This window comes from Spirillospora sp. NPDC000708, from assembly GCF_040299565.1.
In the GTDB taxonomy this organism is placed as follows: domain Bacteria; phylum Actinomycetota; class Actinomycetes; order Streptosporangiales; family Streptosporangiaceae; genus Spirillospora.
Window position 1 is genome coordinate 21,954 of record NZ_JBEPCJ010000072.1, and the last position, 25,108, is coordinate 47,061.

Here is a 25,108-nt window from a genome sequence, read left to right on the forward strand (position 1 = left end):
AGCCTATGCCGGACTCAGGGCACGAGGTACCGGGAGTCGCGCGCGTCGGTGATCGCCATGTGCCCGGGCGCGTGGCCGATCGCCAGCTTCGGGCGGGACGCCATGACCGCGGCCTGCGGCGTCACCCCGCACGCCCAGAACACCGGGATCTCGTCCACCCGGACCTCGACGGGGTCGCCGAAGTCCGGCTCGTCCAGGTCGGCGATGCCGAGCTCGACGGGGTCACCGACGTGCACGGGAGCGCCGTGCACGGACGGGTACCGGGCGGTGACGCGGACCGCGTCGGCGACCTGCGCGGCGGGGACGGGCCGCATCGACACCACCAGCGGGCCGCCGAACTCGCCGGCGCGGCGGCACATCCGGTTCGTCCGGTACATCGGGACGTTGGTGCTCTGCTCGATGTGCCGGACGGGGACGCCCGCCTCGCGCAGCGCGTCCTCGAACGTGAAGCTGCACCCGATGAGGAAGGAGACCAGGTCGTCGCGCCAGTACCCGGTGACGTCGGTCGCCTCGGCGACCGGTTCGCCGTGCTCGTACACGACGTAGCCGGGCAGGTCGGTGCGCAGGTCGCCGGCGAACAGCGGCGCCGACACCGCGCCCGGCTCGGTGACGTCCAGCACGGGGCACGGCTTGGGGTTGCGCTGCGCGAAGAGCAGCAGGTCGTAGGCCTGGTCGCGGGGCACGGCGATGAGGTTCGCCTGCGTCCAGCCGGAGCACCACCCGGCCGTGGGGACGCGCAGTCCGGCGCGGAACAGCGCCCTTGCCTGGTCCGGGGAGAGCGAGCCCGGGTCGATCGGATTCGTCACGGTCCCTCCTGTCTGATCTGTTCGGCCTGTTCGGCGCGTCCGGCCTGCCTGGCCTGTTCGGCCGGCGGTCCTGCGAGCGGGGGCGCGGGATGCGGGCGGAACCGCAGCCGCTGCCCGGGGCGCGCCTGGGCGGCGCGCCCGACGTCGGCGGAGACGACCACCGCGATCACCGGGTAGCCGCCGGTGACCGGGTGGTCGGCGAGGAACAGCACGGGCAGCCCGGACGGCGGGACCTGCAGCGCGCCGGTGACGGTGCCCTCGCTGGGCAGTTCGCCGCGCCCGGCGTGCGCGAGGCGCGGGCCGTCCAGCCGCATGCCGACCCGGTCGATCTCGCTGGTCACCGCGTAGGGCGAGCCGAACAGGGCGTCCAGGGCGCCGGGGGCGAGCCAGTCGGCGCGGGGGCCCGGGATCGCGCGCAGCACGATGTCGCGGGCGGGCGGCGGCGCGACCGGGAGGACGTCCAGCAGCGGGTCCCGGCGCGGCGCCGGGCCGATCGGCAGCAGGTCGCCGGGCTTGAGCGGGGCGGGGCCGAGGCCGGACAGCGTGTCGGTGGAGCGGGAGCCGAGGACGGGCGGGACCGCGATCCCGCCGCGGACGGCCAGGTAGCTGCGCAGGCCGGTGGACGGCGCGCCCATCCGCAGCTCGGCGCCGTCCGGGACGTGGAAGACGGAGAAGGGGGCGACGGCGCGGCCGTCGACGGTCATGGGGACGGGTGCGCCGGTCACGGCCGCGAACACGCCCCCGCGGGAGCGGACGTGCAGCCCGCCGAAGGTGGTCTCGATGGCGGCGGCGTCCTCGGGATTGCCGACCGCGCGGTTCGCGAGCCGGAACGAATCCGGGTCCGCGGCGCCCGCCACCCCCACGCCGAGCGCCGCGTGACCCGGACGTCCCAGATCCTGAACGGTTGCCAGGAGTCCTGATCGGAGAACGTCCAAGCCCCGCTTCATGGTTCCCTCCGGACGAAACAAACTTTTCCTCCAGGGCGGAGCAGGGCGGGCGGGTCGCGGTCGAGGTCCCACAGGACGGCCTCCGTACGCCCTATGAGCTGCCAGCCTCCCGGCGACTCGACCGGGTAGACGCCGCTGAAGCGGCCCGCGAGGCCGACCGCGCCGGCCGGGACCCGGACCCGCGGGGTGCCGCGGCGCGGGACGTCCAGCCGCGGGTCGCCGCCGTCGAGGTAGCCGAATCCGGGCGCGAACCCGGTGAACGCGACCCGCCACGGGGTGCCGGTGTGGGCGGCGACGACGCCGTCCGGGGTGAGTCCGGTGAGCGCGGCGACCTCGTCGAGGTCAGGGCCGTCGTAGACGACGGGGACCTCTATGGCCGCCGCGGACCCGGCCGCCGCGCCGGGGCGCGCGCCGCGCACGGCGGCGGCGACCCCGGCGGGGTCGGCGGACGGGTCGAGCAGCAGGGTGAGGGTGCGGGCCGCCGGGACGATGTCGGTGACGCCGGGCGGCGGCGCGGCGCTGAGCGCCGCGTACAGGCGGAGCATCGCCTCCGCTCCGGGCAGCTCGACGAGCAGCGCCCGGTCGCCGTTCCGCAGGATCCGCACCCGTCCCCTCACTTCCACAGGTCTTCTATGCCCGAGAGCGCGTTCCAGCCGAGGTACAGGGAGAGCAGCCAGGCGGCGACGCCGAGGGCGAGGAGCCAGGCCGGGTACCGGTACCCGCCGAGCAGGTCGCGACGGCGGGCGGCGACCCACAGGAGCACGGCCAGCCCGAACGGCAGGATGAGGCCGTTCAGCGCGCCGGCGAGGATCAGCAGCTTGGCCGGGGTGGTCCCCATCGCCAGGTAGATCGCGGTGGAGACCAGGATGAACGCGACGACGAGCCGGTTGCGGTGCCGCTCGATCCAGCCGGAGAACGACACCAGGAACGACACGGAGGTGTAGGACGCGCCGATCACCGAGGTGATCGCGGCGGACCACATGATCAGGCCGAACACGCGCAGCCCGGTCTCGCCGGCGGCGTGCTGGAAGGCCGAGGGCGCCGGGTTGTCCTTGGCGAGGGTGACGCCGCCGGCGACGACGCCCAGCACGGCGAGGAAGAGCAGCACCCGCATCACGCCGGTGACGACGATCCCGGTGACGGCGCTGCGGTTGATCTCCCGGATGCTGCCGGGCCCGGTCAGCCCGGATTCGATCATGCGGTGCGCGCCGGCGTAGGTGATGTAGCCGCCGACGGTCCCGCCGATCAGCGTGGTGATGACGAGGAAGTCGACCTGCCCGGGCGCGACGGTCTCGCGGAGCGCGTCGCCGAGCGGCGGCCCGGACTTCACCGCCACGTAGAGCGTCATCACGATCATGACGGCGCCGAGCACCACCACGATCCGGTCCATCGCCACGCCGGCCCGCCGGATCAGGAAGATCGCGATGGCGACCAGCGCGGACAGCGCGCCGCCGATCTTGACGTCCAGGCCGAGCAGCGCGTTCAGCCCGAGCGCGCAGCCGGCCACGTTGCCGATGTTGAACACCAGGCCGCCGAAGACGTCCAGCGCGGCCAGCGCGTAGCCGCCGCCGGGCACCACCCGGTTGCCGAGGTCCTGGGCGCGCCGTCCGGAGACGCCGACGATCCGCCACACGTTCAGCTGGATCGCGATGTCGACCAGCACCGACACCAGGATCGCGAACGCCATCGCGGCGCCGAGCTTGGCGGTGAAGGTGGTCGTCTGGGTGATGAACCCGGGGCCGATGGCGCTGGTGGCCATCAGGAACATGGCGCCGAGGAGCGCGCCGCGGCGGGAGGAGGAGGTGGGCGGGGAGGCCGGCGTGTGGTCGAGGGTGGTGTCCGTCATGGCTGCCCCTTCCGGGGTGTCGGCTTTCCGCCAGGGTAAGGATTGTTCAACAATCCTTCAATCCCCTTGTTGATGAATCCTCTCGGAGAGGGGATACGGTGGTGCCGTACGAGTCACGCGCGCGCCCCCGCGGCGCCGCGCCACCGCGGGGAGGACGGGCCGATGCCGGCGCAGGAGTCGTGGCTGGAGAACATCGCTGCGGCGCGGGACGACATCGGCCGGCTCAGCACCGCGGACCGCGTCGCCCACCTGCTGCGCGAGCAGATCACCGACGGGCGCCTCGCGCCCGGCGACCGGATCCCCGAGGAGGACCTCGGCCGCGCCGCCAAGGTCTCCCGCAACACCATCCGCGAGGCGTTCCGGCTGCTCATCAACGAGCGGCTGCTCGTGCACGAGTTCAACCGGGGCGTGTTCGTCCGCCGCGTCACCGCCGAAGGGCTCGCCGACCTGTACCGGGTCCGCCGCATCCTGGAGTGCGAGGGCGTGCGGTGCGCGCCGTCCGCGCCGCGCGAGGCGCTCGCCCGGGTGGAGGCGGCCGTGGCCGACGGCGAGCACGCCGCCGCCGGCGGGCGCTGGGCGCAGGTCGGCACCGCCGACATCCGCTTCCACCAGGCGCTCGCCGCGCTGGTCGGCAGCCCCCGGGTGGACGAGATGATCCGGCACCTGCTGGCCGAGATGCGCCTGGTCTTCCACGAGATGGGGTCGCCGCGCGAGTTCCACGAGCCGTACCTGGCCCGCAACCGGCGGCTCTACGACCTGCTGGAGCGGGGCGACGCCGCGGCCGCCGAGGCGGAGCTGCGCTCCTATCTCGACGACGCGGAGGCGCAGCTCACCAAGGCCTACCGCGAGCAGGAGTGACCCCCGCCGCGAGGCGGAGGGAGACGTGCCGGGACCGCGCGCGGGCGCCTCAGGGCGCGTAGTTCATGACGTGGTCGTGCAGCAGCTGCGGGGCCTGCGGGTCGCGGCGGCGGAACGCCTCGATCAGCTCGGCGTGCTCGGCCGACTTGGAGTAGATCTCGGTGTGGTGCAGCCGCAGCGACAGGGTCGTCCACAGCTCGATGCCGAGGCCCTCCCACACCGAGAACAGCAGCCGGTTCCCGGCCGCCTCGACGATCTCGCGGTGGAAGGCGATGCTGAGCCGCATCTGCTCGTGCAGGTCGCCCTCGCGCGCCGCCTCGCTCAGCTGCCGGTTGCGCTCCTCCAGCGCGTCCAGGCAGCCGCTGATCCGCGCCATGCCGAGCTCGGCGGCGGTGCGCTCCAGCCCGGCGCGGACGGGGAAGATCTCGGCGAGGTCCTGCTCGGTGAACTCGCGGACGCGGGCGCCCCGGTTCGGCAGCGACTCGATCAGCCGCTGCGCCTCCAGCTGCCGCAGCGCCTCGCGCACCGGCCCCTGGCTGACGCCGAGCTCGGTGGCGATGCGGCGCTCGACGATGCGCTCGCCCGGCTCCCACCGGCCCGCGCTGATGCCCTCCACGATGAACTCGCGGATCTGGTCGGCGAGCCCGGTGCGCAGCAGCTGGGCGGGGACGGGCGTGTTCACGGGAGCCAATATTAGACGGGGCGACGGTAAGTGAGTCTTGACGCCGGAGGAGATAGACTCGAATATGATCGATCATTGATCAATGATGATCGGTGAGCGTCGTGGCGATCCTACGGCGTTCCCCCGGACTTAGGAAGGTCGCCGATGGCTGAGACCACCCGGTCAGCTACCAAGGCCGCTCCGGCTCGCACGACCCGGAGAGCGCGCGGCACCAAGGCCTCCGGGCCGGCCGCCGCTCCGGCGGGCAACGGCGCCGCGAGCGAGCCCGCCGTCGACGGCGCCGCCCCGGACGCCCCGGCGGAGAGCGCCGAGACGCTGGTGGCGTACTACCGCCAGATGCTGCTGATCCGCCGCTTCGAGGAGCGGGCCGCCCGCGCCTACACCGAGGCCAAGATCGGGGGCTACTGCCACCTGAACCTCGGCGAGGAGGCGACCGTCGTCGGCCTGATGGCCGCGCTGCGCCCCACCGACTACCTGTTCACCAACTACCGCGAGCACGGCTACGCCCTCGCCAAGGGCATCTCCGCCGAGCGCGTGATGGCCGAGCTCTACGGGCGCTCCACCGGCGTCTCCAAGGGCTGGGGCGGGTCCATGCACCTGTTCGACGCCGAGGCGCGGCTGCTCGGCGGGTACGGCATCGTCGGCGGGCAGGTCCCGCTCGCGGCCGGCGCCGCCCTCGCCGTCTCCTACAAGGGCGGCGACGAGGTCGTGATGTGCCACATGGGCGACGGGACCACCGCGATCGGCGCGTTCCACGAGTCGCTGAACATCGCCGGCCTCTGGGACCTCCCGGTCGTCTTCGTAGTGATCAACAACGGGCTGGGCATGGGCACCACCGTGGAGCACTCCGCCGCCGAGCCCGAGCTGTACCGGCGCGGCGCCGCCTACCGGATGGAGAGCGTCCGGGTGGACGGCACCGACGTCGTCGCCGTGCGGGACGCCGCGCGCCACGCCGTGGAGCGCGCCCGCAGCGAGAGCAAGCCCTACCTGCTGGAGACCACCAGCCCCCGGCTCAAGGGCCACTCGGTCGTCGACCCGGCCCGCTACCGGTCCAAGGAGGAGAAGGAGGCCCTGAAGGCCGCCGACCCCCTCGCCCGGATGGCGCTGGAGCTGGAGGAGGCGGGGATCCTGTCGCACGACGAGCGCGACCGCCTCGACGCGGAGGTCACCGCCGCGATCGACGCCGCCGCCGCGTTCGCCGACGAGAGCCCGGCCCCCGAGGTCTCCACGCTGTTCGACTACACCTACGCCACCCCCGTCCCGGGCGAGCTGCGCCGCCTGCCCGCCGACCCGGTATTCAGTTCCTGAGGAGCACGCTGATGGCACCCGTCACTTACCGCCAGGCGCTCCGGGACACGCTGCGCGCGGAGATGCTCCGCGACGAGAACGTCTTCCTGATGGGCGAGGAGATCGGGCTCTTCGAGGGCTCCTACAAGATCACCGAGGGGCTGCTGAAGGAGTTCGGGCCGAAACGCGTCCGGGACACCCCGATCGCCGAGGAGGGCTTCGTCGGCGCCGCGATCGGCGCCGCGATGCTCGGCCTGCGCCCCGTCGTGGAGATCATGACGATCAACTTCTCGCTGCTCGCGCTGGACCAGATCGTCAACCACGCCGCCAAGATCTACGGCATGTTCGGCGGCCAGGCCAGCGTGCCGATGGTGATCCGCACGCCGGGCGGCGGCGGCCAGCAGCTCGGCGCCACCCACTCGCAGAACGTCGAGCTGTTCTACTCGTTCATCCCCGGCCTGAAGGTCGTCGCGCCGAGCACGCCAGCCGAGGCGTCGGCCATGCTGAAGGCCGCGATCCGCGACGACGACCCGGTGCTGTTCCTGGAGAACCTCGCCCTCTACAACACCAAGGGCGAGCTGCCGGCCCCGGTCGAGGAGATCGAGCCGGCCGAGATCGGCCGCGCCGCCGTCACCCGCCCCGGCACCGACATCACGATCATCGGCTACTCGCGGATGGCGCGGGTCGCCTCCGAGGTCGCCGAGACCCTCGCCGCCGAGGGCGTCTCCGCCGAGGTCGTGGACCTGCGCAGCCTGCGCCCGCTGGACCGCGCGACGATCGTCGAGTCGGTCCGCAAGACCGGCTGCGCGGTCGTCGCCGAGGACGACTGGCTGACCTACGGGATCGGCGCGGAGATCGCCGCGACGATCCAGGAGGGCGCCTTCGACTGGCTGGACGCGCCGGTCCGCCGCGTCGCGATGGCGGAGGTGCCGCTGCCCTACGCCAAGTCCCTGGAGTCGGCGGCGCTGCCGTCCGCCGACTCCCTGCTCACCGCCGTCCGCGACACGCTCCGCGCGACCGGCCGTATCCCGAGGGGGACGACCCCCACACCCCCGCCGACGATGCTGGAGCCCGCCCGATGACCGAGATCCTCATGCCGCGCCTCTCCGACACCATGGAGGAGGGCGTCATCAGCTCCTGGCAGAAGCAGCCGGGCGACGAGGTGGCGGTCGGCGACGTCCTGGTGGACATCGAGACCGACAAGGCGGTCATGGAGTACGAGGCCTACGAGGCCGGCGTGCTCGAGAAGATCCTCGTCGGCGAGGGCGAGACCGCCGCGATCGGCGCGCCGATCGCGGTGATCGCCCCGAAGGGCGGCGCGGGCACCGAGGCGGCGGCGGCCGAGCCGGCGCCCGCCCCGGCCGCCGCACCCGCTCCGGCCCCCGCGGCGGCGGCCGCGCCCGCGCAGCCCGCCGCCGCGCCGGAGCCGGCCCCGGAGCCCGTGCAGGCCGCCGCGCCCGCCGCGGCACCCGCCCCGGCGCATCCGGCGCCGGCCGAGCGCCGGACCGGCGCGTCCCGCCCGCCGTCGTCGCCGCTGGCGCGCCGGCTGGCCCGCGACCACGGCCTCGACCTCGCGACGCTGACCGGGTCCGGGCCGGGCGGGCGCATCGTCCGCGCCGACATCGAGGCCGCGATCCGCGACGGCGCCACGGGCACCGCGCCCGCGCCCGCCGCCGAGGCGCCCGCCGCCCCGGCGCCCGCCGCCGCTCCGGCCCAGGCGCCCGCGCCCGCCGCGCGGCCGCAGGCCGCCGAGGACCCGGACGTCGAGGCCGTCCCGCTCAACCGCTTCCGCAAGGTCGCGGCGCGGCGGCTCACCGAGAGCAAGCGGAACGCGCCGCACTTCTACCTCAACCGGGAGGTGGACGCCGAGGCGCTGCTGGCGTTCCGCGCCACCCTCAACGAGGCGCTGGCCCCGGCGAAGGTCAGCGTCAACGACCTGGTCGTGAAGGCGGTGGCCACGGCGCTGCGCGAGCACCCCGAGGTCAACGTCTCCTACACCGAGGAGAACCTGCTCTTCCACAAGCGGGTGCACGTCGGCGTCGCCGTCGCCGTGGCGGACGGCCTGGTCGTCCCGGTCGTGAAGGACGCCGACCGCAAGAGCGTCTCGCAGATCGGCCGGGAGACCCGCGAGCTGGCGGGGAAGGCGCGGGACGGGAAGCTGTCCGCGCAGGAGATGAGCGGCGGCACGTTCAGCGTCAGCAACCTCGGCATGTTCGGCGTCGACTCGTTCTCCGCGGTGATCAACCCGCCGGAGGCCGCGATCCTCGCGGTCGGCGCCGTCCGCGACGAGCCGGTGGTGCGCGACGGGCAGGTCGTCCCGGGCAAGCGGATGGCGGTGACGCTCTCGGTCGACCACCGCGCCTGCGACGGCGCGACGGCCGCGAAGTTCCTCGCCCGCCTCGCCGAGCTGCTACAGAACCCGCTGCTGATCGTGGCGTGAGCACGGCCCGGCCGCGAGGGTGAGCGCGCGGCCCCGGTGATCGCGCGGCCCCGGTGATCGCGGAGGTCACCGGGGCCGCGCGCCACTTGTCGTCTTTCTGACGACATGTGATCATTGCCGCCATGGCCGTGAACGTTCCGCTGGGTCCCCTGCTCGATCCGGCGTTCCACCTCGGGTCGGTGCCCACCACGTGGGCGGAGCTGCTCGGCTTCGCCACCGGCGCGGTCAACGTCTGGCTGGTCGTCCGGCAGAACATCCTGAACTGGCCGGTCGGCATCGCCAACGTCGTCCTGCTGGGCCTGGTGTTCCTGGACGGCGGCCTCTACGCCGACGCCGGGCTCCAGGTCGTCTACGTCGTCCTCCAGCTGTACGGGTGGTGGGTCTGGCTCTACGCCGGCGACGGCCGCGACGAGCTGCCCGTCCGGCGCACCGCGCGCACCGAGTGGGCCGGGCTCGCCGTCGCCGGCGCGGCCGGGACGGCGCTGCTGACCTGGATGCTGTCGGCCTGGACGGACTCCACCGTCCCGTTCTGGGACGCGCTGACCACCGCGCTGTCGCTCGTCGCGACCTACGGGCAGTCCCGCAAGCTGCTGGAGTCGTGGTGGCTGTGGATCGCCGCCGACCTGATCTACATCCCGCTGTACTTCTACAAGGAGCTGAAGCTGACCGGCGCCCTGTACGTGCTGTTCCTCGCGCTCTGCGTCGCGGGCCTGGTCGCCTGGCGCCGCGACCTCCGGCGGCGGACGGCCGCGGTGCCGGCATGACCCACGAGCACGGGCTCGTCATCGGCAAGTTCTACCCGCCGCACGCGGGCCACCACCACCTGATCGACACCGCCGCCGCGGCGTGCGCCCGGGTGACGGTGGTCGTCGCCGCGTCCACCGTGGAGAGCGTCCCGCTCGCCCTGCGCACCGCCTGGCTGCGGGAGGCGCACCCGCAGCCGCACGTGGAGATCGTCCCGGCGGTGGACGACGCCGAGATCGACTACGGCTCCGACGAGATCTGGTCGGCGCACGTCGCGGCGTTCCGGGCGGGGCTCGCGCTGCGGTCGGGGCTCGGCGTGGCCGTCCCGCCGGTCGACGCGGTGTTCAGCTCCGAGCCGTACGGCGCCGAGCTGGCCGCCCGGTTCTCCGCCGTCCACGTGCCGGTGGACCCGCCGCGCGAGCGGTTCCCGGTCAGCGGCACCGCCGTCCGCGCGGACCCGGTGGCGGCGTGGGAGTGGCTGTCACCGCCCGTCCGCGCGTACCTGGCGCGCCGCGTCGTGGTGACCGGCGCCGAGTCGACCGGCACGACGACGCTGGCGCGCGCGCTCGCCGCGCACTACGCCGGACGCGGCGGGGTGTGGGCGGCGACGCGGTGGGTCCCGGAGTACGGGCGCACCTTCACCGAGGAGAAGCTGGCCGCCGCGCGCCGCGCCGCGGGCGACCCGTCGCTGTGGCTGGACGGCCTGGGCTGGGAGTCCGCCGAGTTCACCGCGATCGCCGAACGGCACGCCGCGCTGGAGGACGCAGCCGCGCGCACCGGTTCGCCGCTGCTGGTCTGCGACACCGACGCGTTCGCGACCGCGCTCTGGCACGAGCGGTACCTCGGCGCGCCCGCCCCGGACGTCGAGGCCGTCCACGAGCGGGTCCCGCACCACCTGTGGATCCTGACCTCGCCGGACGGCGTGCCGTTCGAGCAGGACGGCTGGCGGGACGGCGAGTCGGTCCGGTCCTGGATGTCGGACCGGTTCCGGGAGGAGCTGGAGAAGCGGGGCCTCCCGCACATCGTGGTCACCGGCCCGCACGAGGAGCGGCTCGCCGCCGCCGTCGAGGCCGCCGACGCGCTGCTCGCGCGCGGCTGGTCGTTCAGCGCGCCCCTGGCTCCGTAGCCCCGGACGGCTCGGCCGGCCCGGGCGGCTCCGCCGCGGCGGGCGCCCGGTCGACGCGGAAGAGGTCCTCGTCGATGCGGTCGAGGGCCAGCCGGACGGCGCCGATCCCGATCGCCTCGTCGCCCAGCCGGGACGCCTCGATGCGGACGGGGCTCAGGCAGAGCGGCGGCACGTGCCGGCGCAGCGCGTCCACCAGCGGCGCTCCCGCGCCGACCAGCGGCCCGCCGACGACGATCATCTCCGGATCCAGGGCGAGGGCCATCGCGGCGATGCCGCGCGACATCCGCGCGGCGAGCCGTTCGACCGCCTCCAGCGCCGCCGCGTCCCGCCGCCCGGCCGCGGCGAGCACGCGCGCGGCGTCCTCCAGCGCGGGGCCGGCGGAGGCGAGTCCCGCGAGCGCCGCCCCGGCCGCCGCGGGCCCGGGCTCTGCGCCGGTGATCAGGACGGCCGTGGTGTTCCGCAGGCCCAGCTCGGGCAGCATCCCGATCTCGCCCGCGGCGCCCCACCGGCCGCGGTGCAGGCGCCCGCCGATCAGGGCGCCCGCGCCGGTGTGCAGCCCGGCGAGCACGCACACGACGTCGTCGGCCGCGCGGGCGGTGCCGCACCACCGCTCGGCCATCGCCGCGAGGTTGGCGTCGTTCTCCACCAGCACCGGGCAGGCGAACGACCGGCCGAGTTCACGGCCGAGCTCGACGCCCTCCCACCCGGGGACGGCGGCGCAGCGGGTGACGGTGCCGTCGGGGCCGACGACGCCGGGGGTGCCGATCGCGACGGCCCGCAGCGACCGCCGGTCGATCCCGGCCTCGGCCAGGCACTCCTTGACGGCCGCGCGGACGGCGGCGATGCGGACGTCCGGCCGGGCGTAGGTGTCGAGTTCCGCGCGGCGGCCGCCGACGTTCGCGCCGCACAGGTCCGTGAGGAGCAGCCGGACGTGGTGCGCGTCGATCTCGACGCCGAGGGCATGGCCGGCCTCGGCGCGGAACCGGTAGCGGCGGGCGGGCCGGCCGAGCCCGCTGCCGGGCCGCGGCGCGACCTCGGCGACCAGGCCGCGGCCGATCAGGTCGCCGAGCACGCCCTCGGTGGTGGGGCGCGACAGCCCGACCCGGCGGGCCAGCCCGGACAGCGTCGACTCGCCGCCGTCGCGCAGCTCCCGCAGGGTGGCGGCGGAGTTCAGGCGGCGCAGCACCGAAAGGTCGCCCCCGTGCAGCGAGTGTTCGGACACGGCACCCCCCGACGGCGGTCTGCGGGCCGGCGGCTCAAGGCCGTCCTACTTATGGAAGGCACCTGCACAAGTGGCCGGACGGCGCCCACGATACTCCGGCCCGGCGTCCCTCAGCCGCCGTAGGCGAGGCCGTATCCGAACGGGAAGAGCGGCTTCTTGCCGTCGCCGCGGTTGACCGGCTCCTGGCCGCCGTCGCGCGGCCACGTCACCGGCAGCCTGCCGGACGGCCGGGCGTCGCCGAACAGCACGTCGGCGACGCCCGCTCCCTCGGTGCCCGGCAGCCACGACGCGACGAGCGCGTTCCAGCCGCCGAGCCGGGACGCGACGTCCAGCGGGCGCCCGGACACCAGGACGACGGCGACCGGCACGCCCGAGGCGCGCAGCCGCTCGACGGTCGCCAGGTCCTCCTCGTCGAGGGCGAGGCCGCCGGGCCGGTCGCCGTGGTACTCGGCGTACGGCTTCTCCCCGACGACGGCCACCGCCGCGTCGTAGGACTTGTCGATCCCGTTGCCGTCCCGGTCGTAGCCGACCTTCGCCCGCTCTCCCGCGACTTGCCTGATGCCCTCCAGGATCGTCGTCCCGGGCGTCGTCCGGCCCGGCGATCCCTGCCACGTCACCGTCCAGCCGCCGGACTGCATGCCGATGTCGTCGGCGCTGCGCCCCGCGACGAAGATCTTCCCGTCGCGGCGCAGCGGCAGGACGCCGTCGTTCTTCAGCAGCACCTGCGACTCGGCGACGGCGCGGCGGGCGAGCGCGCGGTGCGCGGCGCTCCCGACCGTCTTCAGGAGGCTCCGGTCGGCCATCGGCCGCTCGAACAGCCCGAACCTCATCTTCTGCGTCAGGATGCGGCGGTTGGCGTCGTCGACGCGCGCCATCGGGACCGTCCCGTCCTCCACCTCGGCGCGCAGGCCCGCGATGAAGTCCTTCCACTTCTCCGGCACCATGACCATGTCGATCCCGGCGTTGACCGCCTTCGCGATCTCGTCCCTCGTCATGCCCGCCTTGCCGTCGATCCGGTCGACGCCCTGGTAGTCGGACACGACGAAGCCCCCGAAGCCGAGCTCGCCCTTCAGCACCCCGGTGATCAGGTACCGGTTCGCGTGCATCTTCACGCCGTTCCACGAGCTGTAGGACACCATCACCGACCCGACGCCGCGCCGGACGGCCTCCCGGAACGGCGGCAGGTGCACCGCCCGCAGCTCCTCCTCGGAGATCCGCGCGTCGCCGCGGTCCCGGCCGCCCTCGGTGCCGCCGTCGCCGACGAAGTGCTTCGCCGTGGCGAGGACCGACGCGGGGCCGCCCGGCTTCGCGCCCTGGAGCCCGTCGATGAGCGAGGTCATGGCGGACGGCAGCTCCGGGACCTCGCCGAACGACTCGTATGTGCGTCCCCAGCGGTCGTCGCGGGCGACGCACAGGCAGGGCGCGAAGTCCCAGTCCGCTCCGGTCGCGGCCATCTCCTCGGCCGTCGCCGCCCCGATCTCCCGGACGAGCTCCGGATCGCGCGAGGCGCCGAGCCCGATGGCGTGCGGGAAGATCGTCGCGCCGACCACGTTGTTGTCGCCGTGCACCGCGTCCACCCCGTACAGCATCGGGATGCGCAGCGGGGCCGACAGCGCGCCCTTCTGGAACGCGTCGTCCATGTCCGCCCAGCTCTTCGCCGTGTTCGGGGACGGCGCCGAACCGCCCGCCGACATGACCGACCCGATCCGGTACCTCCCGACCTCCTCCGGGGTGATGTACCGGCGTTCGGGCTGCGTCATCTGCCCGAGCTTGTCGTCCAGGCTCATCCGGGAGAGCAGGTCGTCGACGCGGGCCGCGACGGGCAGCGCGGGATCGAGGTACGGGGCGGCGGCCGCGCGCTCCGGACCGGCGGCCAGCGCGGGCACGGACGGCGAGCCGAGGGCGAGCAGCGCCGGCAGGCCGAGGGCGAGCAGCCGCACCCGGGCCGCCCGCACGCAGGAGCAGTCCATGAGGAAGGTTTTTCCGGCGACGGCCAATTCCGGCGCAAGCGGGCGCAAGCGGCCGGCAATATCTGCCGGCCGCCGCCCGACCAATCTCGATATTTCTTGTTAAGGGCGACCGCCCGGGATCGAACCGAGGACCTCCAGGACCACAACCTGGCGTGCAGACCACCACACCACGGACGCCGTGTCTCCGGCAGGAATCGAACCTGCGCCCTCCGGGTCCGCAACCCGGCGCGCTCTCCTCTGCGCCACGGAGACTCGATATTCATTTGTCGTGCGTACTGGGCGCAGGAATCGAACCTGCCTGATGCGGCTTATGAGGCCGCCGGATGCACCAGCATCCCTGCCCAGCCTGCGCGGAGGGTGCGAGATTCGAACTCGCGCAGGGTGACCCCTGACCACGGCTTAGCAAGCCGCTGCCTTTCCGCTCGGCCAACCCTCCGGAAGAACGTGGGGGTATCGTGCGGGAAAAGAAAAAGACCGCCCGTTCTGCTCGGGCGGTCGGCGGCGGGACGCGATGGTCACGTCCCGCGGCGGCTCCCGAGGCCGGAGTGGCTGCTGCGATGCATTCGGTGTCGGCGCATCTTTCCCTCTCCCTTCCGGCCTCGTTCCGTTCGATGTCCATAGTGCCGGAACGGTTCCCTTGCGGCAACTCCTTTATCGGGGCGGCCCGCTCGGTGCGGGCCGCCCCGTTCCCGCTACTCGTCGAAATCGGTGCTGCGGATCAGCGGCTCCCAGGCGGTGAACTCCTTCCGGAGGCCGTCGAGGCTCGCGGCGACAGCGTCGGCGGCGTCGCTGCCGAGCGGCAGCCGCAGCGGCGTGTCCTCGGCGTCCAGCGCGGTGAGGATGGCGGCGGCGGCCTTGGCGGGGTCGCCCGGCTGCTTGCCGTCGCTGTCCGGCAGGCCCTTGCGCACGCGGCCGACCGTGTCGGCGTACTCCGGCATCTCGTCGGCCATCAGCAGCCCGCCGCCCGCGAACGACGTCCGGAACGCGCCCGGCTCCACGATCATCACCTTGATCCCGAACGGCGCGACCTCGCCCGCGAGCGCCTCCGTCAGCCCTTCCAGCGCGAACTTGGTGGCCGAGTAGCCGCCGACGCCCGGGAAGGACAGCCGGCCGCCCTGGCTCGTCAGCTGCACGATCGCGCCGGAGCCCTGCGCGCGCATGTGCGGCAGCACCGCGCGCGTCAGCGCGGCGGGGCCGAAGAAGTGCAGGTCCATCAGGTCGCGCAACTCCCGGTCGGTGGTCTCCTCCACCGCGCCGACCAGGCCGCGCCCGGCGTTGTTCACCAGGACGTCGATCCGGCCGTGCCACAGCAGCACGTCGGCCACCACGTCCGCGATCCGGCCGTGGTCGGTGACGTCCAGCGCGACCGCGTTCACGCGGCCGGGGTACCGGCCGGCGAGGTCGTCCAGTGCCTGCGGGCGGCGCGCCGCCGCGACGACGGTGTCGCCTGCGGCGAGCGCCGCCTCCGCGATCGCCCGCCCGAACCCCGAGGTCGCCCCGGTGATCAGCCAGACCCGCCCGCTCGCCGTGCCGTTCTCGTTCTCAGTCGTGTTCGTCATGCTCCGTTTATCGCAGCCGCGGCGGGGCGGCGTCCAAGACAGAGATCAACATGAGCGATAAAGAGCCTTTATCATCGCAGCATGGAGCTGCGGCAACTGCGCTACCTGGTCGCGATCGCGGACGCCGGGAACCTCGGCCGGGCCGCCGAGTCGCTGTTCGTCAGCCAGCCGGCGCTGTCGTACGCGCTGCGCCGGCTGGAGTCCGAGCTCGGGGTGCGGCTGTTCGACCGGCACGCCGGCGGGGTCACCGCCACGGCCGCCGGGGCCGACGTCGTCGCCGAGGCCCGCCGGACGGTCCGGCAGGCCGACCGGGTCGCCGCGGCGGCGGAGCGGCACCGGCGCGGCCAGGACGGGGTGCTGCGCGTCGGGTTCGAGGCGACCGGCGCCGGGGAGCTGACCACCCGGGCGCGGGCCGCGTTCGCCCGCGCCCATCCCGGCGTCCGCGTGGAGCCCAAGCGGTTCGACTGGGGCGGCGAGGCGGACGCGCTGCGGTCCGGGGACGTGGACGTGGCGTTCGTGTGGCTGCCCGCCGACCTGTCCGGCCTGCGCGCCGAGGTCGTGCACACCGAGCCGCGGATCGTCGGGCTCCCGTCCGGCCACCGGCTCGCCGGGAGCGAGGCGGTCGGCATCCTCGACGTCGGCGACGAGCCGCTGATGTGGACGGAGCGGGCGCCGCGCGAGTGGGTGGACTGGTGGGCGGTCAACCCGCGCCCGGACGGGTCGGAGCCGCGGTGGGGGCCGACCAACGACAACGTCGAGGAGATGCTGGAGCAGGTCGCCGAGGGCGTCGCGATCTGCTTCGCGCCGTCCAGCATGGCCCGGTACTACACGCGGCCGGGCATGGTGTGGGTGCCGCTCACCGGCGTGGAGCCGCTGCGGGTCGCGCTCGCCTGGGCGGACGGCGCGGACGGCCCGCTGGTGCGGTCGTTCGCGAAGATCGTCCGCGACCTCGCCACCACATGACCGTCCCGGTCACCGGGTGACGGGCGCGCCCAGGATCGCGTGCAGCGCGCGCAGCGCCTGGTAGACGCGGACCTTGACCACATCGACCGGCACGCCCAGCAGGGCGGCGGCCTCGTTGACCGAGCGCTCCCGGAAGACCGTCTCGGTGAGGATCTCGCGGTGCGCCGACGGCAGCGCCTGGAAGGCCCGGGCGACCGCCGCGGAGCGCGTCCGCTCCCCCGGTGCGCCGGGGGCGAACGAACCGGTGTGCTTGCCCATTCGCAGTGCCACGCAACGAACTTCGCACCGCTCCGCCCGCCCGTCGCCGCCCTTATGCCGTCTTTAAGGAAGAGCTAACGGTGGAGTGAGGGGCGGGGGGTGTCGGGGGCGATGGCGGGGGTTTCGAGGGGGGCGGGTTCCTGGAGGCGCCGGGCGAGGAGCCAGGCGGCGGCGGGGACGGCGATCAGCGGGAGCAGCGCGGCGCGCGGGGACGCGGCGTCGGCGAGCGCGCCCACGGCGGGGCCGGCGACGCCGCCCGCGCTGACGGCGAGGCCGAGGGTGACGCCGCTGGCGGTGCCGACGCGGCGCGGCAGGTAGTCCTGGCCGAGCGTCACCTGGATCGAGAACGGGGCGTAGAGGGCGATCGCGGTGAGCGCGACGAACGCGTAGATCGTGTACGAGGGGGCGAGCGCGACGCCCGCGACGGCCGGGACCGCGAGCAGGTAGGACGCGCGCAGCGTCCGCACGCGGCCGAGCGTCCCGGCGAGCCGCCCGCCGAGGACCGTCCCGACGGCGCCGCCGGCGAACAGCACGAACAGGGCGACCGCCCCGGCGTCCGCGCCGCCGCCGGTCCGCTGCCGCGCGACGACGGCGAGCAGGGTGCTGAGGCCGAAGAAGACGACCGAGCGGCACAGCACGACCAGGGAGAGCCGGACGAACATCGGCCGGTCGTCCCGGCCGTCCGCCGCGCTCTTCTTCGCGGCCGCGCCGGACGTGCGGCGGCGCATCGCGGTGAGGCTGAGCGCCGTTCCGAGGGCGGCCGGTGCCGCGAGCCACGGCGTGGCGTGCAGGCCGCCCGCCGCGAGGACGGGCGTGACCAGCAGCGGGGCGGCGGCGAAGCCGAGGTTGCCGCCCAGCGAGAACCAGCTCATCCCGGCGTGGTCGCCACCGGTCAGGGCCCGCGCGACCCGCGCCGACTCGGGGTGGTAGGCGGCCACGCCGAGCCCGGACAGCGCGATCGCGGCCCAGGTCAGGGCGTACGCGTCGGACACGCCGGACAGGGCGACGCCGAGGCCGGCGACGCCCGTCGCGGCGGGCACGAGCCACGGCATCGCCCAGCGGTCGGTGAGCATCCCGAACGCGGGCTGGACGACGGAGGACAGCAGCGTGGCGGCGAGCACGATCCCGGACGCGGCGACGTAGCTGTAGTGCCGCCCGGTGACGAGGAACGGGACGATCGCGGGCACGGCGCCCTGGTAGACGTCGACGCAGGCGTGTCCGGCCGACAGCAGCGCGACGGGGCCTCTGCGGTTCATACCGGCAGCCTCGCTCCCGGCGCTCCTGTCACGCTTCCGATATTTGGCCAACTTGTGTCGATGGACCGCCTTGTCGGTGCCCGTGCGTACCCTGAGCCGGTGACCCGCCACACCCCGCGCGCGAGTACGGGCCTGCGGCCGCTGCCGCCCGGCGGCGAGATCGACGCGCACCGCCACGACGACCACCAGCTCGCCTACGCCGTCTCCGGCGTCCTGTCGGTCACGACCGACGCCGGGATCTGGCTCGCGTCGCCCGCCCGGGCGCTGTGGATCCCCGCCGGGACCGTCCACGAGCACCGCTCGTTCGGCGGCGCCGACCTGCGGCTCGTCGGGATCCCGGCGGCCCGCGACCCGCTCGGCCTTGCCCGTCCCGCCGTCCTGGGGGTGGACGCGCTGCTGCGCGAGCTGATCGTGGCCTGCACCGGCGCGCCCGCCGCAGAGCGGGACGGCGCCGAATGGCTGCGGCTGCGGGACGTCCTGCTCGACCGCGTCGCCCGCGCCCCCCGATACGCCGACTACGTCCCCTCCGCGCGGGACCCGCGCCTCGCCGCCGTGTGCCGGATGCTCTGCGACGACCCCGCCGACGACCGGACGCTCGGGGAGCTCGGCGCGCGCGCTGGAGCCGGCGAGCGCACCCTCACCCGGCTGTTCCGCGCCGAGCTCGGCATGACCTTCCCGCAGTGGCGCGCCCAGCTGCGCCTGCACCACGCCATGGTCCTGCTCGCCGAGGGCCTCCCGGTGACGACCGTGGCGCACCGGTCGGGGTGGGCGTCCGCCAGCGCGTTCATCGACGCGTTCCGCCGCACGTTCGGCCACACGCCGGGCACGCACCGCGCCCGCGTCGACGGACGACTCCTGCTCCGCTGACCTCCGCGCGCGCCGGCGAACTCGCAAGCGGGCCCCTCGCCCCGCGGCGCAGCGCCTAGGATGAGGCTCCGGGGAGGTGGTGGACGTGGACGCGCCGCACATGACGTTCCCGCCGGACGGCTGCTCCTACGAGGTCCGCTACACGCTGGGCCGCCGCGGCACGGGCCTGGAGGCGTTCCCCGACGAGTTCGACCTCGGGCGCTGGTTCGTGCTGATGGCCGAGGAGGGCGTGTTCACCCCGGAGGACTTCTCCGTCCCCGACGAGGACGGCCGCAACGGCTTCCAGATCTTCTGCGTGTCCGGCGGAACCCGCGTCCCGATCAGCTACTTCCACCCGCGCCTCGTCCGGGGCCGCATCGAGGGCGCCCGCACCGCCGTCCCGAACCCCTGACGCGCGACCCGCGCCGCTAAGCGCGCGCGGGACGCCGGAGCGCCGCCGACGCCAGCACCGCCAGGACGCAGAACGTCCCGCCGAGCGCCCCGTACCCGGCCGCGGACATGATGACGGTGGACGCCAGCCCGGCCACGGCGGCGATCGTCCACACGGCCGCGTCCACCGTGCCCTCGACGTCAGCGCGCGCGGGCTCGGGCAGTTCGCCGGCGAGCCGTCCGCTGCCGCCGACGAAGCACAGGTTCCACGCGTAGCCGAGTCCGAACAGCGCCGCGGTGCGCGTCCAGGCGCCGCCGCCGGCCGCCGCGAGGCCCGCCGACGCGGCCAGCGCCGCGACGCCGGCGAGCATCACCGGACGCGCCCCGTACCGGTCGACCAGCCGCCCCGTCACCGGCGACAGCGCGAACATCCCCAGCGTGTGCGCCGACAGCGTCATCCCGACCATGCCGAGCCCGTCGCCGTCCATCCGCATCGCCACCGGCGCCGCCGTCATCACCGCGACCATGACGACCTGCGCCGTCACCATCACCACCAGCGCGGGCCGCGTCACCGGCCCCTGGAGCAGGACCCGCAGCGGGACGCGGGCACCGGGCTCCGGCGCGCCGGTGCCGGGCGCCTCGGGGGCGGACGTCGCCATCGCGAGCGCGGCGGCGGCGGTGGCGGGGACCGCTGCGAGGAAGGGCCCCGCGAGGTGCGGGAGGCCGAGCGCGTGCGCGAGGCCGCCGGACGGGTCGAGCAGCAGCGGCCCGCCGACCGCGCCGACGGCGGCGGACCAGACGACGACGCCGATCGCGGAGCCCCGCCGTCCCGGCGGGTACAGGTCGGCCGCCGCGTACCGCGAGAGCTGCGCGCCGGCGTTGCCGAGGCCGAGCATCGCCATCCCGGCGCAGAGGGCGGCCAGGTCGCCGCGCGCGACGCCGGCGGCGGCCAGGAAGGCGCCGGCCGCGGCGGCGAGGTACCCGCCGGCCAGCACCGCGCGGCGGCCGAGGCGGCGCGCCGCGCGGGTCAGCGCGAGCGCGCCCACCCCCGTGCCGACGATCCCGGCGGTGGCGGGGACGCCGCCCCAGCCGGTGCCGAGCCGGTCCGCGGCGGCCAGCGTGCCCGCCGCGCTCGCCATCGACATCGCCGCGTTCATGAGGGCGGTCCCCGCGCACAGCGCCGCCATCGGGCGCGCCCGTGCGGGGCGCGCGGTGAGGGTCTGATCCATGCCCTCGACGCTAGAAAGGTCCTGCGCCGGGATGAATGGACGATCTATGGTGTTCGCTCCGCGCCACCTGGCGTTCGGAAGCCGATTCCGGAAAGGAGCCTTGCGGATGGATCGGGAGCTCGACCGGACGGACTGGCGCATCATCGCCGAACTCCAGCGCGACGGGCGGCTGTCGTTCAACCGGCTCGCGGCCCGCGTCAACCTGTCGGCGCCCGCGGTGGCCGAGCGGGTCCGGCGGCTGGAGGAGTCCGGGGTGATCACCGGCTACCAGGCGCGGATCGACCCGGCCCGCGTCGGCCGGCCGCTCACCGCGTTCGTGCAGATGCGCTGCGCCCTCGGCCGTTGCCTGCTGAAGACGACCACCGCCGAGGACCTGCCCGAGGTCACCGAGGTGCACAAGCTCAGCGGGAACTGGTGCTCGTTGCTCAAGGTGCGGGTCGCGTCCATGCCGCACCTCGAAGGGCTGCTGGAGCGGCTCGGCGAGCACGGCGAGATGAACTCCCACATCGTGCTGTCCACCGCGTACGAGGCGCGCGCCGTCGAGGCCCCGGCGCCGGAGTCCCGGACGGTGACCGCCTCCGAGGGCTGGACCCGCTGACGGCGCGGCGTGCCGCCGGGCCGGGCCGGGCCGTCAGCGCGCCGGGTGCGGCGCGGGCGACGGGGTCCGGCTCGCCGCCGGTCCGATCGTGATGGTGCCGCCGCGCTCGACATGGCGCACGCGGGCGGCCATCCCGCGCCGCCCCACCTCCTTGTCGAAGTCCGAGAGCGGCGACTTCATCACCGTGTAGTCGTCGTAGTGGACGGGGACGGCGGTCGCGCAGCCGGTGGTCTCCAGCCACTGCGCGCCCTGGCGCCCGTCCATGGTGACGGTGAGCAGCCCGAGCAGCCGGGTGCCGCCGAGATGGACGACGCCCGCGTCGATGCCGGGGAACCGGCGGCGGATCTCGGCGATCTCGTCGTACATGAGCGTGTCGCCGCTGATGCACAGCCGGAACCTCGGCTCGCCCTCCGGCGGGCCGAACTCCAGCAGCGACCCCATGACGGGCGGCAGGAGGCGGCTCAGCGGTCCGGGCGCGTGCCGGCCGGGCAGCGCGGTGATCCTGATCGAGTGGTCGCCCTTGGCGACGCTCTCGGTCTCCCAGGTCCGCATCCCCTCCGCCGCGCGGAACCCGCGGCTGTTCAGCGCGCGCGCCGCCGCCGCGGTGGTGAGGATCGGCAGCCCCCGGTCGAGGTGCCGCTCGGCCACCGGGTCCCAGTGGTCGCCGTGCAGGTGGGACAGCACCACGCCGTCGAGCTCGGGCAGCTCGTCCACCGAGATCGCCGGGTCCTTCACCCGCCTGCTGGTGATGCCGTAGCCGAGGTCGGCGCGCTCGCCCCGGCGCAGGAAGTTCGGGTCGGTCAGCAGCGTGACGCCGCCGTACCGGATGATCGTCGTCGCGTTCCCGACGAAGGTCAGGCTGGCCGTTTCCGCGAGCATCGTTCCCCCTCTCCGATCCCGGTCGATGCCCCTACCCGGCGGACGGCGCCCCAAGCGTCCGGCGGCGAGTTCCGGGATCGGGCGGGTCGTGGTTGAATTCTCGATTATGTGGCCCTCGTCACAAAGATCACTCCCGTGGCGGCGGAGGTATCAGCCGGGGGTTCCCACCGACATCGAGATCCCGGACGTCCCCGTCACGCGGCTGCTCGACGACGCCGCGGAGCGGTACCCGCGGCGGACCGCGCTGGTCTTCTTCGGGCGGCGGCTCGACTACCGGGAGCTGCGGGACGCGGCGGACCGGTTCGCCGACGGGCTGCACCGGCTCGGCGTGCAGCCCGGCGACCGGGTCGCGCTGATCCTGCCGAACTGCCCGCAGGCGGTGATCGCGTTCTTCGGGGTGCTGCGCAGGGGCGCGATCGCCGTCCAGCACAACCCGCTGTACACCGAGGAGGAGATGCTCCACCAGCTCGCCGACTGCGACGCCCGGGTCGCCGTCGTGCTGGATCGTTCCTACTCGACGGTGCGGGCGGTGCGGCACCGGCTGCGGCTGGAGCACGTCGTCGTCACCTCGCTCGTCGACTACCTGCCGCCGGCCAGGCGCGCCGTGCTGCGGCTCCCGCTGGTGCAGACGCAGCGGCGCCGCGCGGCCATCACCGCGGACGTGCCCGACGACGCGGGCGTCGTCCCGTTCAAGGAGCTGCAGCGGATCCCGCAGCGGCAGGTGCGGCAGCTTCCGGTGGAACCGTCGCGGGACCTGGCGGCCATCCAGTACACGGGCGGGACCGAGGGGCGCCCCAAGGGCGCCATGCTGACGCACCGCAACCTTGTCGCCAACGCGTGCCAGCAGCACGCCTGGGACGTCGGCGGGCGCGAGGGGCAGGACGTGACGCTCGGGGTGCTGCCGCTGTTCCATTCGTTCGGCCTGATGAGCTGCCTCATCGCGCCGGTGATGACGGCGGGCGCGGTGGTGCTGCTCCCGCGCTTCGACCGCGACCGGGTGCTGCGCGCCATCCGCAAGTACCGTCCGACGGTGTTCCCCGGTGTGCCGACGCTTTACGAGCAGGTGCTGGACAGCCCGCGGTTCCGGCCGTCGGACCTGCGGTCGCTGCGCGTGTACATCTGCGGCGCGATGGCGCTGGGGCAGCGGACGCTCGACCGCTTCGAGGAGCTGGGGGCGCGCGGGCTGATCCAGTGCTACGGGCTGACGGAGGCGTCTCCCGCCGTCACCGGCAACCCGCTGGGCGGCGGCGCCCGGAACACGACCGTGGGGCTGCCGCTGCCGATGACGGACGCCGTCATCGTGGACGTCGACGAGCCGACGCGGGACCTGCCTCCCGGGGAGGTCGGCGAGCTGGTGGTGCGCGGCCCCCAGGTGTTCGCGGGCTACTGGAACGCGCCGCTGGCCACCGCGCAGGCCCTGTCCAAGGGCTGGCTCCGCACGGGCGACATCGCGGTGATGGACGAGGACGGGTTCATCACGATCCTCGAACGGCAGCGGGACATGATCAAGGTGAGCGGCTTCAGCGTCTTCCCGTCCGAGGTGGAGAAGGTCCTGCGGCGCCATCCCGCCGTGTACGACTGCGCCGTGGTCGGCGGGCCGGACGAGCGGCGCGGGGAGCGCGTCATCGCGCACGTGGTGGAGCACCCCGCCTACCCGTTCTCCGCGGACGAGCTGCGGCGGCACTGCGAGCGCTACCTCTCGCACTACAAGGTGCCCGCCGAGTTCCGCCCGCGCACGGAGCTGCCGCGGAACGTGCTGGGGAAGGTCGTGCGGCGCAAGCTGCGCGACGAATCGGTGAATTCTCCGGCGTAGGGGGCGCCCGCCGGGTGGTTGACTGTCCCCGTGGAGACCGAGACCGCCCCGCCGGAGCTCTTCGCCCGGCTCGTCGAGATCGGGCGTGACTCGTCCCGCGTCGCCGCGCGCGCTTCGGACGCGCCGCTCGATCCGGAGACGCTGTACGACCGTCACGGCGTGCTGGTCGTGCGGGTGGGCGACGTCGTGGTGAAGGCGCATCAGCCCGGCCGCGACTACGGGGAGCCGTTCCTCGAACGCATCAAGGTGGCGGCGTCCCTGCCGGACCTCCTGCTGGGGCCGCTCGGTCCGCCGTCGATCGTGGACGGCCGTACGGTGACGCTCTCCGCGTACGGGGAGCCGGTGGATCCCCACGAGGAACTTCCGTGGGAGGACGCCGGACGGCTTCTGGCGGCGCTCCACTCCACGCCCATACCGGCGGACGCACCGTCCTGGGGACGTCCCACTCGCGTGGCCACGCAGGTGGCGCGCCTCGGCGACGGCCCTGCCGAGGACGAGGTGCGGCGCGCGTTCGCGACCCTGCCCGCCTGGATTCGCGGTGAAGGAGCGGGCGACGCGCGTCCCGCGCGCGCGGAGTGCCTCATTCACGGCGACTGGCATCTCGGCCAGATGGTGCGCGCGCGAGACGGCCGCTGGCGGCTGATAGACATCGAGGACCTCGGCAGGGGCGACCCCGCGTGGGACCTCGCCCGCCCTGCGGCGCTGTACCTGTCGGGCGTCCTGCACCCCGACGATTGGGCGCGGTTCCTCGACGCCTACGACGAGGCCGGCGGCCCCGCGGTGCCGGACGCCGGCGTCCCCTGGACGCACCTCGACATGCCCGCGCGAAGTCTGGCGATCCAGATCGCCGCCACGTGCGTCATATCCGCACGGGAGGATGAGCGCCCGTTGGACGGACCGGAGCAGGCGATGGTGGACGCCTGCGGCAGAATCTCCGCGACGGGGGGCGCGGCATGACGGCCCGCGTGACGTGGCGCGGAACCCGCCCTACGTTTAGCCTCTACCTGGGGATCCATAACGGAAGGACGACAAGGCGATGCACTGCCCTAAGTGTCATGGATTGATGCGGACCTACAACCGCAGCGGCGTCCACATCGAGCAGTGTGACAACTGCCGGGGCATCTTCCTCGACTACGGCGAGCTCGAGGCCCTCAGCCAGATGGAGGCCCGGCACCGGGCCGCTCCGCCGCCGCCCGGATGGGGCGCCCCGGCGGCGGCCGTGCACCACCATCACCACGGTGGCCACCACGGGCACCACGGCCACCACGGCGGCGTTTTCCACATGCTCTTCTCGACCTGACCCGCACGCGGCCCGCCCCTCTGGGAGGCGGGCCGCGGTCGTTCCCGGCCCTATGGGCCGCGCAAGCGCGCGCGGCGGGCCGCGGCGGC

The 25,108-nt window shown here is 74.5% G+C and carries 25 protein-coding genes and 4 tRNA genes; 13 read left to right on the top strand and 16 right to left on the bottom strand.

Annotated features, from left to right (window positions below; all coding sequences use genetic code 11):
- Nucleotides 1-14 precede the first annotated feature (14 nt).
- From ABT299_RS37390 to ABT299_RS37405, 4 genes are read right to left on the bottom strand one after another with little or no spacing between them, the layout of a single operon-like run.
- Complete coding sequence (locus tag ABT299_RS37390) at nt 15-806, bottom strand: putative hydro-lyase (RefSeq protein ID WP_347257076.1); 792 nt, start codon at nt 804-806, stop codon at nt 15-17.
- Nucleotides 803-1,753, bottom strand: a complete 951-nt coding sequence (locus tag ABT299_RS37395) for a 5-oxoprolinase subunit C family protein (protein ID WP_500253621.1) — start codon at nt 1,751-1,753, stop codon at nt 803-805. The genes ABT299_RS37390 and ABT299_RS37395 overlap by 4 nt, the downstream gene beginning before the upstream one ends.
- Entirely contained in the window at nt 1,750-2,358 is a 609-nt protein-coding gene (locus tag ABT299_RS37400) for a 5-oxoprolinase subunit B family protein (RefSeq protein WP_500253622.1), read from the bottom strand. Before ABT299_RS37400 ends, ABT299_RS37395 begins: the two co-directional genes overlap by 4 nt.
- An 8-nt stretch (nt 2,359-2,366) precedes the next feature.
- Nucleotides 2,367-3,599 carry an NRAMP family divalent metal transporter gene (locus ABT299_RS37405; protein ID WP_500253623.1) on the bottom strand — a complete coding sequence of 411 codons (1,233 nt, stop codon included), beginning with the start codon at nt 3,597-3,599 and terminating at the stop codon, nt 2,367-2,369.
- A 162-nt stretch (nt 3,600-3,761) separates the two neighbouring features.
- On the opposite strand from ABT299_RS37405, the gene ABT299_RS37410 reads away from it, so the two are divergent.
- Complete coding sequence (locus ABT299_RS37410; protein ID WP_500253624.1) at nt 3,762-4,457, top strand: GntR family transcriptional regulator; 696 nt, start codon at nt 3,762-3,764, stop codon at nt 4,455-4,457.
- 49 nt (nt 4,458-4,506) lie between these two features.
- On the opposite strand, the gene ABT299_RS37415 is transcribed toward ABT299_RS37410, so the two are convergent.
- Nucleotides 4,507-5,139, bottom strand: a complete 633-nt coding sequence (locus ABT299_RS37415; protein ID WP_347257075.1) for a GntR family transcriptional regulator — start codon at nt 5,137-5,139, stop codon at nt 4,507-4,509.
- Between the two features lie 144 nt (nt 5,140-5,283).
- Here ABT299_RS37415 and pdhA point away from each other — a divergent pair, with 144 nt between their 5' ends.
- From pdhA to ABT299_RS37440, 5 genes are all read left to right on the top strand, one after another.
- Complete coding sequence (pdhA, locus tag ABT299_RS37420; RefSeq protein WP_387028649.1) at nt 5,284-6,447, top strand: pyruvate dehydrogenase (acetyl-transferring) E1 component subunit alpha; 1,164 nt, start codon at nt 5,284-5,286, stop codon at nt 6,445-6,447.
- A gap of 11 nt (nt 6,448-6,458) precedes the next feature.
- On the top strand, nt 6,459-7,508 hold the full coding sequence (locus tag ABT299_RS37425) for an alpha-ketoacid dehydrogenase subunit beta (RefSeq protein ID WP_387028647.1): 1,050 nt from the start codon (nt 6,459-6,461) through the stop codon (nt 7,506-7,508).
- A complete protein-coding gene (locus ABT299_RS37430; RefSeq protein ID WP_500253625.1) occupies nt 7,505-8,866 on the top strand; it encodes a dihydrolipoamide acetyltransferase family protein in 1,362 nt (453 codons plus the stop codon). The genes ABT299_RS37425 and ABT299_RS37430 overlap by 4 nt, the downstream gene beginning before the upstream one ends.
- A 122-nt stretch (nt 8,867-8,988) precedes the next feature.
- Nucleotides 8,989-9,630 (top strand): nicotinamide riboside transporter PnuC, encoded by a 642-nt coding sequence (gene pnuC / locus ABT299_RS37435; protein WP_190868863.1) that lies wholly within the window; start codon nt 8,989-8,991, stop codon nt 9,628-9,630.
- The gene (locus ABT299_RS37440) at nt 9,627-10,736 is read left to right on the top strand and encodes an AAA family ATPase (protein ID WP_500253626.1); all 1,110 of its coding nucleotides are present in this window, start codon (nt 9,627-9,629) and stop codon (nt 10,734-10,736) included. The genes pnuC and ABT299_RS37440 overlap by 4 nt, the downstream gene beginning before the upstream one ends.
- On the opposite strand, the gene ABT299_RS37445 is transcribed toward ABT299_RS37440, so the two are convergent.
- From ABT299_RS37445 to ABT299_RS37475, 7 genes are all read right to left on the bottom strand, one after another.
- Nucleotides 10,714-11,958: an ROK family protein gene (locus ABT299_RS37445; protein WP_500253627.1), complete on the bottom strand. Its 1,245-nt coding sequence runs from the start codon at nt 11,956-11,958 to the stop codon at nt 10,714-10,716. The two genes, ABT299_RS37440 and ABT299_RS37445, sit on opposite strands and share 23 nt — an antisense overlap.
- A 110-nt stretch (nt 11,959-12,068) precedes the next feature.
- Nucleotides 12,069-13,928, bottom strand: a complete 1,860-nt coding sequence (locus tag ABT299_RS37450; protein WP_500253628.1) for a glycoside hydrolase family 3 protein — start codon at nt 13,926-13,928, stop codon at nt 12,069-12,071.
- Nucleotides 13,929-14,031: 103 nt separating this feature from the next.
- A tRNA-His gene (locus ABT299_RS37455) sits at nt 14,032-14,106 on the bottom strand.
- 1 nt (nt 14,107) lies between these two features.
- Nucleotides 14,108-14,180: transfer RNA gene (locus tag ABT299_RS37460), tRNA-Arg, on the bottom strand.
- A 21-nt stretch (nt 14,181-14,201) separates the two neighbouring features.
- A tRNA-Met gene (locus ABT299_RS37465) sits at nt 14,202-14,274 on the bottom strand.
- Between the two features lie 5 nt (nt 14,275-14,279).
- Nucleotides 14,280-14,364, bottom strand: a tRNA-Ser gene (locus ABT299_RS37470).
- A 256-nt stretch (nt 14,365-14,620) separates the two neighbouring features.
- On the bottom strand, nt 14,621-15,487 hold the full coding sequence (locus tag ABT299_RS37475) for an oxidoreductase (protein ID WP_387028636.1): 867 nt from the start codon (nt 15,485-15,487) through the stop codon (nt 14,621-14,623).
- Between the two features lie 81 nt (nt 15,488-15,568).
- On the opposite strand from ABT299_RS37475, the gene ABT299_RS37480 reads away from it, so the two are divergent.
- Nucleotides 15,569-16,450: a LysR family transcriptional regulator gene (locus ABT299_RS37480; RefSeq protein WP_500253629.1), complete on the top strand. Its 882-nt coding sequence runs from the start codon at nt 15,569-15,571 to the stop codon at nt 16,448-16,450.
- Nucleotides 16,451-16,459: 9 nt separating this feature from the next.
- Here the strand turns inward: ABT299_RS37480 and ABT299_RS37485 are convergent, their stop codons facing one another.
- Together ABT299_RS37485 and ABT299_RS37490 are read right to left on the bottom strand one after the other, a co-directional pair.
- Nucleotides 16,460-16,720 carry a sigma factor-like helix-turn-helix DNA-binding protein gene (locus ABT299_RS37485; protein WP_500253630.1) on the bottom strand — a complete coding sequence of 87 codons (261 nt, stop codon included), beginning with the start codon at nt 16,718-16,720 and terminating at the stop codon, nt 16,460-16,462.
- A gap of 62 nt (nt 16,721-16,782) precedes the next feature.
- Complete coding sequence (locus ABT299_RS37490) at nt 16,783-17,964, bottom strand: MFS transporter (protein WP_500253631.1); 1,182 nt, start codon at nt 17,962-17,964, stop codon at nt 16,783-16,785.
- A gap of 99 nt (nt 17,965-18,063) precedes the next feature.
- Between ABT299_RS37490 and ABT299_RS37495 the strand changes: the two genes are divergently transcribed.
- On the top strand, nt 18,064-18,831 hold the full coding sequence (locus tag ABT299_RS37495) for an AraC family transcriptional regulator (protein ID WP_387028630.1): 768 nt from the start codon (nt 18,064-18,066) through the stop codon (nt 18,829-18,831).
- A gap of 85 nt (nt 18,832-18,916) precedes the next feature.
- Entirely contained in the window at nt 18,917-19,222 is a 306-nt protein-coding gene (locus ABT299_RS37500) for a hypothetical protein (RefSeq protein WP_387028628.1), read from the top strand.
- A 16-nt stretch (nt 19,223-19,238) separates the two neighbouring features.
- Here ABT299_RS37500 and ABT299_RS37505 read toward each other — a convergent pair whose 3' ends face one another.
- Nucleotides 19,239-20,429, bottom strand: coding sequence for an MFS transporter (locus ABT299_RS37505; RefSeq protein WP_500253632.1), 1,191 nt, complete (start codon nt 20,427-20,429; stop codon nt 19,239-19,241).
- A 106-nt stretch (nt 20,430-20,535) separates the two neighbouring features.
- Here ABT299_RS37505 and ABT299_RS37510 point away from each other — a divergent pair, with 106 nt between their 5' ends.
- A complete protein-coding gene (locus ABT299_RS37510) occupies nt 20,536-21,027 on the top strand; it encodes an Lrp/AsnC family transcriptional regulator (protein ID WP_500253633.1) in 492 nt (163 codons plus the stop codon).
- Nucleotides 21,028-21,060: 33 nt separating this feature from the next.
- Here ABT299_RS37510 and ABT299_RS37515 read toward each other — a convergent pair whose 3' ends face one another.
- Entirely contained in the window at nt 21,061-21,906 is an 846-nt protein-coding gene (locus ABT299_RS37515) for an MBL fold metallo-hydrolase (RefSeq protein WP_500253634.1), read from the bottom strand.
- Between the two features lie 106 nt (nt 21,907-22,012).
- Between ABT299_RS37515 and ABT299_RS37520 the strand changes: the two genes are divergently transcribed.
- The 3 genes from ABT299_RS37520 (at nt 22,013) to ABT299_RS37530 (ending at nt 25,019) form a co-directional block, all read left to right on the top strand.
- Nucleotides 22,013-23,719 carry an AMP-binding protein gene (locus ABT299_RS37520; RefSeq protein ID WP_500253635.1) on the top strand — a complete coding sequence of 569 codons (1,707 nt, stop codon included), beginning with the start codon at nt 22,013-22,015 and terminating at the stop codon, nt 23,717-23,719.
- A gap of 30 nt (nt 23,720-23,749) precedes the next feature.
- A complete protein-coding gene (locus ABT299_RS37525) occupies nt 23,750-24,676 on the top strand; it encodes a phosphotransferase family protein (RefSeq protein WP_500253636.1) in 927 nt (308 codons plus the stop codon).
- 79 nt (nt 24,677-24,755) lie between these two features.
- Nucleotides 24,756-25,019: a TFIIB-type zinc ribbon-containing protein gene (locus tag ABT299_RS37530; protein WP_190860057.1), complete on the top strand. Its 264-nt coding sequence runs from the start codon at nt 24,756-24,758 to the stop codon at nt 25,017-25,019.
- Nucleotides 25,020-25,108 lie beyond the last annotated feature (89 nt).